Below are 13,346 nucleotides of genomic sequence, written 5' to 3'. Positions count from 1 at the left end.
CAAAGTGATATCACTTTTTGCAACTGCCGCTGCTCGGCCCCGCGGGCGGCCGGGATCAGGGGAGGCGGATGGCGAGGGACTCGAGATGCGACTGCCACTCCGCGGACCGGGAGTTGGGCAGCGGGTCGATCGGCGACGGTCCCCAGGCGTGCACCGGACGGATGCCGTGCAGGGCGTTGACGAGCCAGACCTCCGTGGTTTCCTGCAGGGCCTGTGGGGTGACGGCGCGCTCGGAGACCTGGACGCCTTCGGTGCCGGCGATCCGGCGGAGCAGGCGGGCGGTGACCGACGGGAGGATCGGACGATCGGACGGTGGGAAGCAGAGGGTGTCGTCCTCCCACCAGGCGACCGCGGAGTACGCCGCCTCCAGCACCGTCCCGTCCGTGTCCAGCAACAGGATCTCGTCGGCGCGGTCCGGCGCGGCCTCCTTGAGCTTGCCGAGCAGCTCCAGGTCGGGGCCCTTCACCCGCGGCGCCGTCCGCGGATCCGGTCCGTCGTGGACGGCGACCCGCACCCGGCCGCCGATCGGCGGCGCCGGCCGCAGCTGGACCGCCAGTTCAGCGGACGGTCGCAGCTCGAAGCGCGGGAACCAGCGCCCGAACCCGGGCAGCCGTCCCACCTGTTCGTCCCAGAACCGCTCGGCCGCGACACCGGCGTCCGCGCAGGACCGGACGAACCGCTCCCGGTGCAGCTCCAGTCCGCGAACCTTGCCGTTGGCCACCAGGAACGAGTCCGCCACCAGCAGCTCAGTCATCTCCCCCACCCCTGTTCTTCGAGGCACTGCCGCCCACGGCAGCCGTTGCCTTCAGCACCATTTCGTCGTACTCCGCGGCCGGGTCGGAGTCCAGCACGATCGCGCCCCCGGCCCCGACCACGGTCCCGTCCGGCGTCAGCACCGCCGTCCGGATCACCACGCTCAGGTCCACCCGCCCGTCCACGCCCAGGTACCCGAGCGCCCCGGAGTACACCCCGCGCGCGCTGTCCTCGAGCTCGTCGATGATCTGCATCGTGCGGATCTTCGGCGCACCGGTCATCGACCCCGGCGGGAAGCACGCCCGGACGGCATCCACCGCGGTCACCCCGCCCCGCAGCCGCCCGCGCACCGTCGTCACCAACTGGTGCACGGTGCGGTAGCTCTCGACCTGCATCAGCTGCGGCACCGTCACGGTGCCCGGCACACTGACCCGGCCGAGGTCGTTGCGGATCAGGTCGACGATCATCAGGTTCTCGGCGCGGGTCTTGTCGTCCTCGGCCAGCGCCTTCGCCGCCAGCTGGTCCTGCGCCGGGTCGAGGTCGCGCGGCGCGGTGCCCTTGATCGGCCGGCACTCCGCCCAGCCGCCCGCGTCCACGGTCAGGAACCGCTCCGGCGACGAGCTCGCCACCGCCAGGTCGCCGTACCGGAGGAAGGCGGCGTACGGCGCCGGGTTCGCGGACCGCTGCCAGCGGAAGAACTCGAACGGGTCCGGCACGGCCGGCAGCCGGACGCGGTTCGTGAGGTTGACCTCGTAGGTCTCCCCCGCCTCGAGCTCGGCCAGGCAGCGTTCGATCCCGGCCAGGTACGTCGCCCGGTCCTGCTCCAGGTGCGACTCGAGGTCGAGGCGGGCGATCGCGGGGACGTCGACGCCGCCCATCCACCAGTTCGAGGCGGCCTCCTCGGCCCGGTCCAGCCAGTCCTCGCCGCCGTCGATCGCCACCAGGTACGTGAGGTCCCGGTCGTGGTCGATCACGACGAACCGGTTCGCCCAGATCCACAGCGCGTCGGGGGTCGGGGCCTCGTGCGCGGCGACTCCCCCGGTCAGCGCTTTCAGCTCGTAGCCGAAGTACCCGACGTAGCCGCCGCAGAACAAGCCTTCCAGCTCGGCAGGCGGTTGCGCGCGACGAGCCGCGAGCAGTTCGTTCAGCTCGGCGAAGACGTCGCCGTCGGCCACGTCCCGCGTGATCACCTCGGCGCCTGCCGTCGTCCCCAAGACCGACACCCGTCGGGGTGAACGCTCGGTCAGGCTGCCGTCGAGCCAGTACGCGACCGGTTCCGCGGCCAGCAGCTCGCGGTAGACCGTCTCACCGTCGAGCGCCCGGTCGAGCCTCCGGACGGACCAGCGCAGCGCACTCACCTGCACACGGTACCGACCCGGGCCCCATCAGGACGTGGCGAGCGCCACCTTGGTCCGCATCGCGGTGATCCGGCGGATCGGGATCGCCACCTCGAGCCCGTTCTTGGCCTCCGCCCGGTCCGCCAGCCAGCCGGCCGCGGTGTCCCGCCGTACGTCGGGCGTCCCGGGGAGGTAGAGCGCGTTCACCAGCCGGCGCGCGTCGTCGCGGCTGCGGATCATGTACACGTACCGCTCGCGCTGGCTCTCCATCACGTCGAACCCGGCGTGCTTCAGCTGGTCCTTCAGCTCGGTGATCTCGCCACCGGCCGGGAACTGCGGCGTCGACCGCAGCCGCGTGGTCAGGCCGCTCAACGTCCGGATGTCACCGCGCCGCAGCGGCCGGACGGCGGGCACGATCGCAGCCAGTACGCCGCCCCGCCGCAGCACCCGCGCCGCCTCGGCGAGCACGTCCGGCAGCGGCTGCAGCACCATCAGCCCCATCGAGCAGGTGACGACGTCGAAGACCTCGTTCGCGAACGGCAGGTGCAACGCGTCCGCCTGCACCTTCGGGCCGGGCGCGGCCTCGAGCTGGGCCGCGTTGTTGTCGACTCCGACGACCCAGCGCCCGTACAGCTCACGCGCCACCGGCCCGTTGCCGCAGGCCAGGTCGAGCACCCTGCGCGCCTCGCCGGAGACGGCGCGGACCAGCCAGCGGTACGGCGTGTGGTCGCCGGCCACCGCACGCGACAGCAACGCCTCGGTGCTGCCCGGGGTGGCGGTATGGAACTCCCGCAGATACTGCGGCCAATCGACAGGATTCTCAGACATCGCGGCCCGACGCTACCCGCAGAACACCCGACGTACGCCATCGGGTGCGCTGCGTTAACAGAGAGTTGAAGTACCTCGCCCCTACTCAGACCCGGCTGACGAAGATGTGGCCCGCGGTCTCGTCGCTGATCACGCCGCCGGCTTCCCGGCTGCCGACCAGCACGCCCTCGGCGTCCAGCGTCGAGTCGACCTCGCGCCCGGGCAGCGCACCGGCCTTGCGCAGCACCGCCATCGCGAAGTCGTCGGTCTGCACCGGCTCGGCGATCCGCCGGACCAGCACCCGCACGCTGTCGCCGGTGGCGCCGTCGAGGACCCGGTCCAGCGGCTCGACACCGATCCGGAAGTCCCCGATGTCGCTCGCCTGGTGGTCCTTCTGCAGCTCCTCCAGACCCGGGATCGGGTTGCCGTACGGCGATTCCGTCGGGTTGCCGAGGATCTGCAGCAGCCGGAGCTCGACCGCGTCGCTCATCACGTGCTCCCAGCGGCAGGCCTCGGCGTGCACGTCCTCCCACTCGAGCCCGATCACGTCGACCAGCAGCCGCTCGGCCAGCCGGTGCTTGCGCATCACCCGGACCGCCTGCTTGCGGCCGACGTCGGTGAGCTCCAGGTGGCGGTCGCCCTCCACCTTGATCAGACCGTCGCGCTCCATCCGCGCGACCGTCTGACTGACCGTCGGACCGGACTGGTGCAACCGCTCGGCGATCCGTGCCCGCAGCGGCACGATGCCTTCTTCTTCCAGCTCGTAGACGGTCCGCAGGTACATCTCGGTGGTATCGATCAGGTCGCTCACGACAACCATTCTCGCCTATGCAGGCAAGCCTCACCCAATCGCCGTGGGTACTGGGCGAGGATGACCACGGTGACGACGGTGATGTGGTTCCGGCGCGACCTGCGGCTGGCGGACAACCCGGCGCTGCTCGACGCGGTCGCAGCGGGTGACGGGCGGGTCCTGGGCATTTTCGTCCTGGATCCGGCCCTCTGGGACCGGGCCGGCGATCCCCGGCGCGAGCACCTGGCGGCGTCGCTGCGCAGTCTGTCCGCGTCGATGCGCGGCCGCCTGGTCGTCCGGCGGGGCGATCCGGCGACCGTGATCCCGGCGGTCGCGGACGAGGTCGGCGCCGCGAGCGTGCACGTGAGCGCGGACTACGCGCCGTACGGGCAGCAGCGCGACCACGCCGTCGAGACCTCGTTGCGCTGCCCGCTGGTGCGGACCGGGTCGCCGTACGCCGTCGCGCCGGGGGGCGTGCTGAACCAGCAGGGGCGCTCGTACCAGGTGTTCACGCCGTACTTCAAAGCCTGGGCGGCGCACGGGTGGCGACAGCCGGTCGAGGCCCCGGGCGACGTGCGGTGGATCGCGGCCGACGGCGTGGAGCTGCCCGCCTCCTCCAAGGCTGCGGGCGAGAAGGTGGCGCTCGAACGCTGGCACGCGTACCTCGACGACGTCGCGCGGTACGACGACGAGCGCGACCGGCCCGACCTGGACAGCACCTCGCGGATGTCGGTCCCGCTGAAGTACGGCGAGATCCACCCGCGGACGATGCTCGCCGATCTCGCGCGCGAACGCAGTACCGGCGCGGAGGCGTACCGGCGGGAGCTGGCGTGGCGCGAGTTCTGCGCGGACCTGCTGGCCCGGTACCCGGAGGCCGCGTGGAAGCCGCTGCGGCCCGAGTTCGAGCGGATGCGGTACGACGAACCGGGCGAGCTCTTCGACGCCTGGCGCGAAGGCCGCACGGGCTACCCGTTCGTGGACGCCGGGATGCGGCAGCTGGCGGAGACGGGGTTCGTGCACAACCGGGTCCGGATGGTCGTCGCGTCGTTCCTGGTCAAGGACCTGCACGTGCACTGGAAGTACGGCGCCCGGTGGTTCATGAGCGCGCTGCGCGACGGCGACCTCGCGTCGAACTCGCTGAACTGGCAGTGGGTGGCCGGCTGCGGCGCGGACGCGGCGCCGTACTTCCGGATCTTCAACCCGGTCGGCCAGGGCCTGAAGTTCGACCCCGCGGGCGACTACGTCCGGCGCTGGGTCCCCGAGCTGCGGCACCTCGACGGCAAGGCCGCGCACGAGCCGTGGAAACACGGCGGCGCCGGCGGCTACCCGCCACCGGTCGCCGACCACGCCGAGGCCCGCCGCGAGGCGCTCCGGAGGTACGACGCGATCCGCGCTTGACGGCCACTTGTCCCACACATCTATAGTGCTAGTTACCTAGATGAATGGGGCAATGATGATCGAGTTCCATCTGGACGGCCGGTCGGGGGTCTCGCCGTACCAGCAGATCGTTCAGCAGGTCCGGAACGCCTTACGGCTCGGGCTGCTGCGGGAGGGCGACCAGCTGCCCACCGTGAAGGACGTGGTCGCGGCGCTGGCGATCAACCCGAACACCGTGCTGAAGGCGTACCGCGAGCTGGAGCACGACGGCCTGGTGCAGGCCCGGCCCGGGCGCGGCACGTTCGTCACCCGGACGCTGACCGACAACACGCTGGCCGCGCACGGTCCCCTCCGCCAGGACCTCCGCCGCTGGCTGACCAAGGCCCGCAAGGCCGGCCTCGACGACGAGAGCATCGAGGCGTTGTTCATGACCACCTTTCGGTCCGCCGCTCAGGAGGACATAGCGTGAGTACCGTTCTGAAGGCCGAGGGCCTGGGGAAGAAGTACGGGCGGCGCTGGGCGCTGACCGACTGCGAACTGGAGGTGCCGGCCGGGCACGTCGTCGGCCTGGTCGGGCCCAACGGCGCCGGCAAGAGCACGCTGCTGAACCTCTCGGTCGGGATGATCTCGCCGACCTCCGGCACCGTCGAGGTGCTCGGCGCACCGGCCGGCACCCAGCAGCCGAAGGTCGGGTACGTCGCCCAGGACACGCCGACGTACAGCCGGCTGAGCGTCTCGGACCATCTGCGGCTCGGGGCGCGGCTCAACCCGGCGTGGGACGACGCGCTGGCGCAGCAGCGGATCCAGCGGCTCAGGCTGGATCCGAAGCAGCGCGCCGGCCGGCTGTCCGGCGGTCAGCGCGCACAGCTCGCGCTCACGCTCGGCCTGGCCAAGCGGCCCGAGCTGCTGATCCTCGACGAGCCGGTCGCCGCGCTCGACCCGCTGGCCCGGCGCGAGTTCCTCCAGGACCTGATGGAGGCCGTTGCCGAGCAGGAGATCAGCGTCATCCTGTCCTCGCACCTCGTCTCCGACGTCGAGCGCGCCTGCGACTACCTGATCGTGCTCGTCGACTCCCGGGTCCAGGTGAGCGGCGAGATCGACAACCTGCTGGCCACGCACCTCCGGATCACCGGGCCGCGGCGCGACCAGAAGGACCTGCCGCGGAACCAGCACGTCGTCACGGCGAGCCACACCGACCGGCAGTCGACGTTCCTGATCCGGACCGACCAGCCGATCCTCGACCCGGCCTGGACGGTCACCCAACTGACGCTCGAAGACCTGGTGCTGGCCTACATGGGCCGCGACGTCCAGCCGACGCGTCCGGTCCTGGAGGTGCAGCGATGATCTGGCTGACCTGGCGGCAGTTCCGTGTCCAGTTCCTCGTGGTGGCCGGAGTAGTCCTCGCGACCGCGGTCTTCCTGGCCGCCACCGGGGCGGGCCTGGTCGACGACTACCAGCGCCTGACCGACAAGTTCATCGACAACCTGGCGTTCCAGCCGGTCCGCGTGTGGCTGTACCGCATCGGCCTCGTCCTGTTGTACGCCGTACCCCCGGTGATCGGGGCGTTCTGGGGCGCACCGATGATCGCTCGCGAGCTTGAGGCCGGCACGCACCGGCTGGTCTGGGGCCAGGGCATCTCGCGGACGCGCTGGCTGGCGGTCAAGATCGGCGTCACCGGGCTCGCCGCGATGGCGGTCACCGGTCTGCTCAGTCTCGCGGTGACCTGGTGGGCCGACCCGATCGACGACGCCGCCGACGCCGGCCTCGGTGGGAACGACTACCTGCCGAGAATGTTCCCGCCGACCTTCGCCGCCCGTGGGCTGGTGCCGGTCGGGTACGCCGCCTTCGCGTTCGCTCTCGGCGCCGTACTCGGTCTGGTGATCCGCCGGACGCTCGTCGCGGTCGCCGTCACGCTGGCCGTGGTGATCCTGGTCCAGGCCTTCACACCGGTGTTCCTGCGGCCGCACCTGATGGCCCCGACGGAACAGACCCTCACTCTGACCAAGGACAACGTGCGCGGCTTCATGGTGTCCGGCGACGAGGCGAATCCGAAGCTCGAGCAACTGGAGGTCGCGAGCGGATCCGCCGGGGCGTGGAAGTTCTCCGACAAGACCGTGGACCGGTCCGGTGCGGAGGTCAGCACGCTGCCGAGCTGGGCGATCAACTGCGCACCGCAGGACCCGCACGGCCCGCCACGCGACCCGAAGGAGCAGGCTGCCTGCTACCAGCAGCTCGAGAGCGAGGGGTACAAGCAGCACATCAAGTACTTCACCGCCGACAAGTTCTGGGCGCTGCAGTGGCGTGAGTTCGGGCTGTTCCTGGCGCTGGCGGTGCTACTGACCGGGTTCAGCTTCTGGCGGATCCGGCGCGACCTGTCCTGAGCCGGCGGACCGCCAGCCCGACGGCGAGCACGCCGGCGGCCGCGAGCGCCGACCGCCACGGGAGCGTGACCGCGAGGACGACGCACCCGGTCAGGCCGAGCACGTTGACGGCGCGCGGCCAGCGGCGCTGGTCGGCCGGCTGGGTGAAGGCGGAGGCGTTCGCGATCGCGTAGTACAGCAGGACGCCGAACGACGAGAACCCGATCACCCCGCGCAGGTCGGTGCTGAGGACCAGGATCCCGACCACCACGGCGAGCGCCAGTTCGGCGTGGTGCGGGACCTGGTAGCGGGGATGTACGGCGGCCAGCCAGGACGGAAGGTCGCGATTGCGGGCCATGGCGAGCGTGGTCCGGCCGATGCCGGCGATCAGCGCGAGCAAGGCGCCGAGGCTGGCGAGCGCGGCACCGACCCGAACGACCGGTGCCGCCCAGGCCGCACCGGCCCCGTCGACCGCGGCTGCGAGGGGCGCCGTGGTCGACGCGGGGTCGCCGGACCGGAGCAGCGCGACCGCGACGGCGAGGTAGATGCCGATGGCAATGAAGAGGGCGATGCCGATCGCTCGCGGGATGGTGCGCGCGGGCTCGCGGACCTCCTCCCCCATCGTCGCGATCCGCGCGTAGCCGGCGAACGCGAAGAACAACAGCCCGGCCGACTGCAGGACGCCGTACGGCGTAGCGCTCGTCGACGTGTGCGGCTGCGCGTCTCCGGAGTACAGCAGCACGAGCACGAGCGCGAGGACGACGAGCGTGCAGGTGACGAGGATCCTGGTCAGCCGCGCGGTCCGGGTCACGCCGCGGTAGTTGACCGCCGCCAGCGCGAGGACCGCGGCCAGCGCGACGAGACGGCGGAGCCACTCGACGTCGGTCGCGTACGTCGCGAAGGTCAGCGCCATGGCCGCGCACGACGCGGTCTTGCCGATCACGAAGCACCACCCGGCCGCGAAGCCCCACCATTCACCGAGGCGTTCGCGGCCGTAGACGTACGTCCCACCCGAGACGGGATAGACAGCCGCTAGTTGGGCCGACGACACCGCGTTGCAGTAGGCAACGACCGCGGCGAGGCCGAGCCCGATCAGCAGACCGGACCCGGCGGCCTGCGCGGCCGGCGACCAGACGGCGAAGACTCCGGCGCCCACCATCGAGCCGAGCCCGATCAGCACCGCGTCCGCGACACCGAGCCGCCGCGCCAACCCAGGGGCGGACCCCTTGGCGTCGGTCACGTCTACTGAACTGCCTTCAGGACACCCAGCAGGCGGGCCACCTCGGTGGCGACCGCGTCGCGCGCGGGACCCAGGTACTTGCGGGTGTCGACGAGCTTCGGGTTGTCCGCGAGCGTCTCGCGCACGACGCCGGTGAAGACGTTGTTGAGGTGGGTGGCGATGTTCACCTTCGTCATCCCGGCCTCGACCGCGCGGGTGAGATCGGCGTCGGCCACGCCCGACGAACCGTGCAGCACGAGCGGCACCGGCACGGCAGCCTTCAGTTGTGCGATGAGCTCGAAGTCCAGGGTCGCGGTGCGTTCGGTCATCGCGTGCGAGGAGCCGACCGCGACGGCGAGCGCGTCGACGCCGGTGGCCTCGGCGAACGCGACGGCTTCGTCCGGGCGGGTCCGCGCGCCCGGCGCGTGCACGCCGTCCTTGCCGCCGACCTCACCGATCTCCGCCTCCACGAAGACGCCGTGGTCGTGGCAGTACTTCGTCACCTCGGTCGTGGCCGCGACGTTGTCGGCGTACTCGAGCTTGGACGCGTCGTACATCACCGAGGTGAAGCCGAGCGTGACCGCCTCGGTGACGAGGTCGCGGTCCATCGCGTGGTCGAGGTGCACGACGACCGGCACCGACGCGGCCGCCGCGGCGGCCAGCGTCGCGACGCCGATCGGCTTGAGCGCGCCGTGGTACTTCACCGCGTTCTCGCTGATCTGCAGGATCACCGGTGCACCGACCTGCTCGGCGCCGGCGATCAGCGCGGTCGCGTGCTCCAGCTGGATCACGTTGAACGCACCGACACCACGGCCGGCCTTCGCCGCAGCCAGTACGACCTCGGCCCCGGATACCAACGGCATGAGTTCTCCTAGTTCACAGTCACTTGAGGCTGCCAGCGCCGGTAGGCGGCGAGATCGATGTCCCCGGCAACAGGTGTCAGAACGGCGGCGGCGGACGCGGCGACCGCCGACTTGAGGACGACGGACCAGTCCGGGTCCGGCGACTCCGCGACGGCGGCGGCGACCACGGCGGTGCACGCGTCGCCGGCACCGGTCGGGTTCCCGCGCACGGTCTCCACCGGCAACGCGCGCCAAACGCCTTTCTTGCTGGCGGCAACCATTCCGCGCGGCCCGTCGGTGATCACGGCCGCGGTCGCACCGAGCGCGACCAGCTGCGACGCGCCCTCCTCGACCTCGACGTCGCCGACAGCCGCACGAAGTTCCGCGGCGTTGGCGCGGACCACCGCACCGGCCCGGGCGGCCGCGTTCAAAGCGGCACCGCCGGCATCGATCACCGTGAGTACGTCGTGATGGCGGGCCCGCACAGCTAGTTCGGCGTACGCGTCGGCCGGGAGACCCGGCGGCAGGCTGCCCGAGCAGGCGAGGACACCGAGCCGCCCCCACGGCATCCGGTCACCGAACGCGCGCCACTCGTCCGCGGTCACCGACGGCCCGGCCTCGTTGAAGATCGTCGCGTCCCCGTCGGCATCGCTGACGACGGCGACGGTACGGCGGGTCTCACCGGCGATCGGGGTGAGCAGCGCGGTCAGTCCGGAGTCGAACAGCTCCTCGGCGACCAGCTCACCGGTCATCCCGCCGACGAACCCGAGGACCAGCGTCTGGTGCCCGAGCGTCGCCGCGACCCGCGCGACGTTGACGCCCTTGCCGCCCGCGCGCCGCCGGATCCGCTCGACGCGGTGGCTGCCGCCCACGCGCAGCTCGTCGACTTCGTACGTGACGTCCAGGGCGAGGTTGAGAGTGACGGTGCCGATCACGGGCCGATCATTCCAGCCATGATCCGGCTCGCATCACCTTCTGGACGGCGTACTCGTCGTCCAGCAGCACCAGGTCCGCGCGCTTCCCGGTCTCGATCGAGCCCACGTCGTACCAGCCGAAGGCCTGCGCCGGGGTCGTCGACGCCATCCGTGACGCGTCCACCAGTGAGACGCCGGCGGTGACCGCGTTCCGGAACGCGACGTCCATGGTGAGCGTGCTGCCCGCGATCGAGTGCTTGCCGTGGGCAAGCGTCACCAGCCCTTCCTTGACGTCGACCTCGAGGGCGCCGAGCGTGTACCGGCCGTCCGGCATCCCGGTGGCCTCCATCGCGTCGGTGATCAGCGCGATCCGGTTCACCCCGGCGGCCGCCAGCGCCACCCGGACCACCTGCGGGTCCAGGTGCAGGCCGTCGTTGATCACCTCGAGCAGCAGCCGCTCGTCGTTCAGCGCGGCGCCGACCGGGCCCGGGTCGCGGTGGTGGAACGGCCGCATCCCGTTGAACAGGTGCGTCGCCACGGTCGCGCCCGCGTCGGCTCCGGCGACCATCTGCTCGTACGTCGCGTCGGTGTGCCCGAGCGCCGCGACGGCCCCGGCGTCCACCACCTGGCGGATCGCGTCCAGGCCGTTCTCGAGCTCGGGCGCGATCGTCACCATCTTGACCGCGTCGCTCAGCACGGTCGTCACGTCGTCCTTGAGCGGCGGCCGCAGCAGCGTCGGCTCGTGCGCACCGCAGCGCGCCTCGGACAGGAACGGTCCTTCGAGGTGCACCCCCGCGACCACGCCGTCCGTGACCAGCTCCGCCAGGCAGGCCGTCTGCTCGACGAGTTGGTCGAGCGGCGCCGTCACCAGGCTGGCGAGCGTGGTCGTCGTACCGCGCCGGGTGTGGAAGGCCGCGACCTTACGGGCCTCCTCGGGGTCGGTCGTGGAGTACGTCGACCCGCCGCCGCCGTGGGTGTGGATGTCGACGAACCCCGGGACGACGGTCACGTCGCCGAGGTCCTCGGGGCGCTTGCCGTCGGCCGGCATCCCCTCGGACCGGCGGCCGAACGCCCGGATGTCCTCGTCGACCACCTGGATCCAGGCGTTCTCCAGGACGTCGTCCGGTGTCACCAGCCGACCGACTCGGTACGTCGTCATGCTTGGCCCTCCTCGTCAGCGACAGCGCGGTCCCACGCCATCAGCGCGGCGCCGAGCATGCCGGCTTCCTCACCCAGCACCGCCGCGACGATTTCCGGCTCGCGCTGGAACGTCAGGCGCGCATGCACACCTTCGCGCAGCGGCTGCAGCAACGTCTCGCCGGCGCCCACCAGACCGCCGCCGATCGCGATCCGGGTCGGCGCGACCAGGGTCGTGTAGAGCACCAGCGCGTCGATCAGCGCGGCGAGGGCGTCCTGCCAGACCTGCGCGGCGTCCGGGTCACCTGCCGCCAGCAGCTCCATCACCTCGCGGGCGCCGTCGACGGTCCGCCCGGTGCGGGCGGTGTAGCGCCGGGCCAGCGCCGCCGCGGACGCGACCGTCTCGAGACAGCCCCACTGGCCGCAGGCGCAGAGTTCCGCGGCGTCGCCGTGGATGAACTTCGAGTGGCCGAGCTCACCGGCGTACCCGTCGCCGCTGACCAGCGAGCCGTCGACGATCATCGCGGCCGCGATCCCGGTGCCGAGCGGCAGGAACATCGAGTTCGTGGTCCCGGCCAGGGCGCCCTGGCGGAACTCGGCGTACCCGCCTGCGCGGACGTCGTGGGCGAGCACGATCGGTACGTCGTGACCGTCGGCGGCCCGGACCGCCGCGTGCAGCTCGGCGAGGACCGGGGTACCGACCCACTCCAGGTTCTCGGCGCCGACGGTGCCGTGCTCGGCGTCGATGACCCCGGGGACGACGACGCCGATCGCGCGCACGCGGTGGCCCTCGGCGCGCGCCTTCTGGCCGAGCTCGACGACGGTCTCCAGCAGCGCGTCGAGCACGGCGCGGCCGCCGTCCCGCGCATCGGCCCGGGGCGTCGGCCTGGTCTCGCGGTGCAGCACGGCACCGTCGGCGGCGACCAGGCCGCACTTCATCCGGGTTCCACCGAGGTCGACGGCAACCACGACTTCACAGGGGTCCACGGAGCGCCATTATGCAGCGTTACCCGGCAGTCCGAACATCCGTGAGCAAAACACGGACAAACTCGACCGGACCAGTGGGCAGTCTGGTGCTGAGAACCGTGGGCAGGGAATCCACGGTTTTCCAGCGTCAGGACTGCAGGCCGTGATCGAACGCGGCCACCAGGAAGGTGACCAGGTTCTCGGCGAGCTTGCCCGGGTCGTCGGTGCCGACCGCGGCCGGCGCCGGAGCCAGGGCCTGTGACTGGTGCAGGGCCAGCAGGCCCTGCATGTTCACGAACCCGAACGCGACCGCGTCCGGCGACGCCTGCGGCAGGGCCTGCTGCAGCGCGGTGAGGTACCTGCTCTCGACCGGGTCCGACTCGGCCGCGTACAGCTCGCGGATCCGCCGGCTCGGGTCGAACGCGATCCGGCCAATGAACCGCGCGACCACGGCACCGCGCTCACCGTGGCGCAGTACCAGTTCCAGACCGGGCTCGACGAACGCCCGGATCAACTCCTCGGGCCGCGGCGAACCGCCGGCCTCCAACTGTTCCAGACGCCGCCGGCGTTCGGTGTTCACCGGCGCCATCGCCCGCGCCACCGCCGCCCGCAGCAACGCTTCCTTCGAGCCGAAGTGATAGTTGACCGCCGCGATGTTGGCGGCCGCCGCGACCGTGATGGCGCGCAGCGACGTCCCCTCGTAGCCCCCTTCGCCGAACCGTTGCTCGGCGACGTTGAGCAGTCGCTCCCTGGTCGTTTCGACCGGTGTTTCCACAGAGTTCTCCTTCCCCCCGGCCACCGCTCGCGCAGGCACCCCACCTGCTCACGCGCAGTAGCCTGCAGT

Annotated in this window: 14 protein-coding genes; 4 read left to right on the top strand and 10 right to left on the bottom strand. The window is 71.6% G+C overall.

Going from position 1 to position 13,346, the window contains the following annotated elements; all coding sequences use genetic code 11:
* Positions 1-55 precede the first annotated feature (55 nt).
* The 4 genes from ABN611_RS18715 to ABN611_RS18700 form a co-directional block, all read right to left on the bottom strand.
* Entirely contained in the window at positions 56-754 is a 699-nt protein-coding gene (locus ABN611_RS18715) for an aminotransferase class IV (protein WP_350281167.1), read from the bottom strand.
* Entirely contained in the window at positions 747-2,111 is a 1,365-nt protein-coding gene (pabB, locus tag ABN611_RS18710) for an aminodeoxychorismate synthase component I (RefSeq protein WP_350281166.1), read from the bottom strand. The genes ABN611_RS18715 and pabB overlap by 8 nt, the downstream gene beginning before the upstream one ends.
* Positions 2,112-2,138: 27 nt before the next feature.
* Entirely contained in the window at positions 2,139-2,918 is a 780-nt protein-coding gene (locus ABN611_RS18705) for a class I SAM-dependent methyltransferase (RefSeq protein WP_350281165.1), read from the bottom strand.
* Between the two features lie 85 nt (positions 2,919-3,003).
* Positions 3,004-3,708, bottom strand: coding sequence for a metal-dependent transcriptional regulator (locus ABN611_RS18700; protein ID WP_350281164.1), 705 nt, complete (start codon positions 3,706-3,708; stop codon positions 3,004-3,006).
* 60 nt (positions 3,709-3,768) lie between these two features.
* Between ABN611_RS18700 and ABN611_RS18695 the strand changes: the two genes are divergently transcribed.
* From ABN611_RS18695 to ABN611_RS18680, 4 genes are read left to right on the top strand one after another with little or no spacing between them, the layout of a single operon-like run.
* Positions 3,769-5,085, top strand: a complete 1,317-nt coding sequence (locus ABN611_RS18695; protein WP_350281163.1) for a deoxyribodipyrimidine photo-lyase — start codon at positions 3,769-3,771, stop codon at positions 5,083-5,085.
* A gap of 40 nt (positions 5,086-5,125) precedes the next feature.
* On the top strand, positions 5,126-5,533 hold the full coding sequence (locus ABN611_RS18690; RefSeq protein ID WP_350281162.1) for a GntR family transcriptional regulator: 408 nt from the start codon (positions 5,126-5,128) through the stop codon (positions 5,531-5,533).
* Entirely contained in the window at positions 5,530-6,408 is an 879-nt protein-coding gene (locus ABN611_RS18685) for an ABC transporter ATP-binding protein (protein WP_350281161.1), read from the top strand. Before ABN611_RS18690 ends, ABN611_RS18685 begins: the two co-directional genes overlap by 4 nt.
* A complete protein-coding gene (locus tag ABN611_RS18680; RefSeq protein ID WP_350281160.1) occupies positions 6,405-7,445 on the top strand; it encodes an ABC transporter permease subunit in 1,041 nt (346 codons plus the stop codon). Before ABN611_RS18685 ends, ABN611_RS18680 begins: the two co-directional genes overlap by 4 nt.
* Here ABN611_RS18680 and ABN611_RS18675 read toward each other — a convergent pair.
* The 6 genes from ABN611_RS18675 to ABN611_RS18650 all read right to left on the bottom strand — a co-directional run bounded on the left by ABN611_RS18675 (position 7,411) and on the right by ABN611_RS18650 (position 13,277).
* Complete coding sequence (locus ABN611_RS18675) at positions 7,411-8,664, bottom strand: APC family permease (protein ID WP_350281159.1); 1,254 nt, start codon at positions 8,662-8,664, stop codon at positions 7,411-7,413. The two genes, ABN611_RS18680 and ABN611_RS18675, sit on opposite strands and share 35 nt — an antisense overlap.
* A gap of 2 nt (positions 8,665-8,666) precedes the next feature.
* A complete protein-coding gene (locus ABN611_RS18670) occupies positions 8,667-9,506 on the bottom strand; it encodes a class II fructose-bisphosphate aldolase (RefSeq protein WP_350281158.1) in 840 nt (279 codons plus the stop codon).
* An 8-nt stretch (positions 9,507-9,514) separates the two neighbouring features.
* On the bottom strand, positions 9,515-10,420 hold the full coding sequence (locus ABN611_RS18665) for a hexose kinase (protein WP_350281157.1): 906 nt from the start codon (positions 10,418-10,420) through the stop codon (positions 9,515-9,517).
* A 7-nt stretch (positions 10,421-10,427) separates the two neighbouring features.
* Entirely contained in the window at positions 10,428-11,558 is a 1,131-nt protein-coding gene (nagA, locus tag ABN611_RS18660; RefSeq protein WP_350281156.1) for an N-acetylglucosamine-6-phosphate deacetylase, read from the bottom strand.
* Complete coding sequence (locus ABN611_RS18655) at positions 11,555-12,523, bottom strand: ROK family protein (RefSeq protein ID WP_350281155.1); 969 nt, start codon at positions 12,521-12,523, stop codon at positions 11,555-11,557. Before ABN611_RS18655 ends, nagA begins: the two co-directional genes overlap by 4 nt.
* A 127-nt stretch (positions 12,524-12,650) precedes the next feature.
* Positions 12,651-13,277, bottom strand: coding sequence for a TetR family transcriptional regulator (locus tag ABN611_RS18650; RefSeq protein WP_350281154.1), 627 nt, complete (start codon positions 13,275-13,277; stop codon positions 12,651-12,653).
* Between the last annotated feature and the right edge of the window lie 69 nt (positions 13,278-13,346).

This window comes from Kribbella sp. HUAS MG21 (assembly GCF_040254265.1).
Classification (GTDB): Bacteria; Actinomycetota; Actinomycetes; order Propionibacteriales; family Kribbellaceae; genus Kribbella.
This window is presented reverse-complemented; position numbering and strand designations above follow the sequence as displayed.

Coding starts and splice junctions, on each gene's coding strand:
- nagA (WP_350281156.1), bottom strand. CDS start 11,558: ATGACGACGTACCGAGTCGGTCGGCTGGTGACACCGGACGACGTCCTG.
- ABN611_RS18690 (WP_350281162.1), top strand. CDS start 5,126: ATGAATGGGGCAATGATGATCGAGTTCCATCTGGACGGCCGGTCGGGG.
- ABN611_RS18705 (WP_350281165.1), bottom strand. CDS start 2,918: ATGTCTGAGAATCCTGTCGATTGGCCGCAGTATCTGCGGGAGTTCCAT.
- ABN611_RS18680 (WP_350281160.1), top strand. CDS start 6,405: ATGATCTGGCTGACCTGGCGGCAGTTCCGTGTCCAGTTCCTCGTGGTG.
- ABN611_RS18695 (WP_350281163.1), top strand. CDS start 3,769: ATGACCACGGTGACGACGGTGATGTGGTTCCGGCGCGACCTGCGGCTG.
- ABN611_RS18670 (WP_350281158.1), bottom strand. CDS start 9,506: ATGCCGTTGGTATCCGGGGCCGAGGTCGTACTGGCTGCGGCGAAGGCC.
- ABN611_RS18715 (WP_350281167.1), bottom strand. CDS start 754: ATGACTGAGCTGCTGGTGGCGGACTCGTTCCTGGTGGCCAACGGCAAG.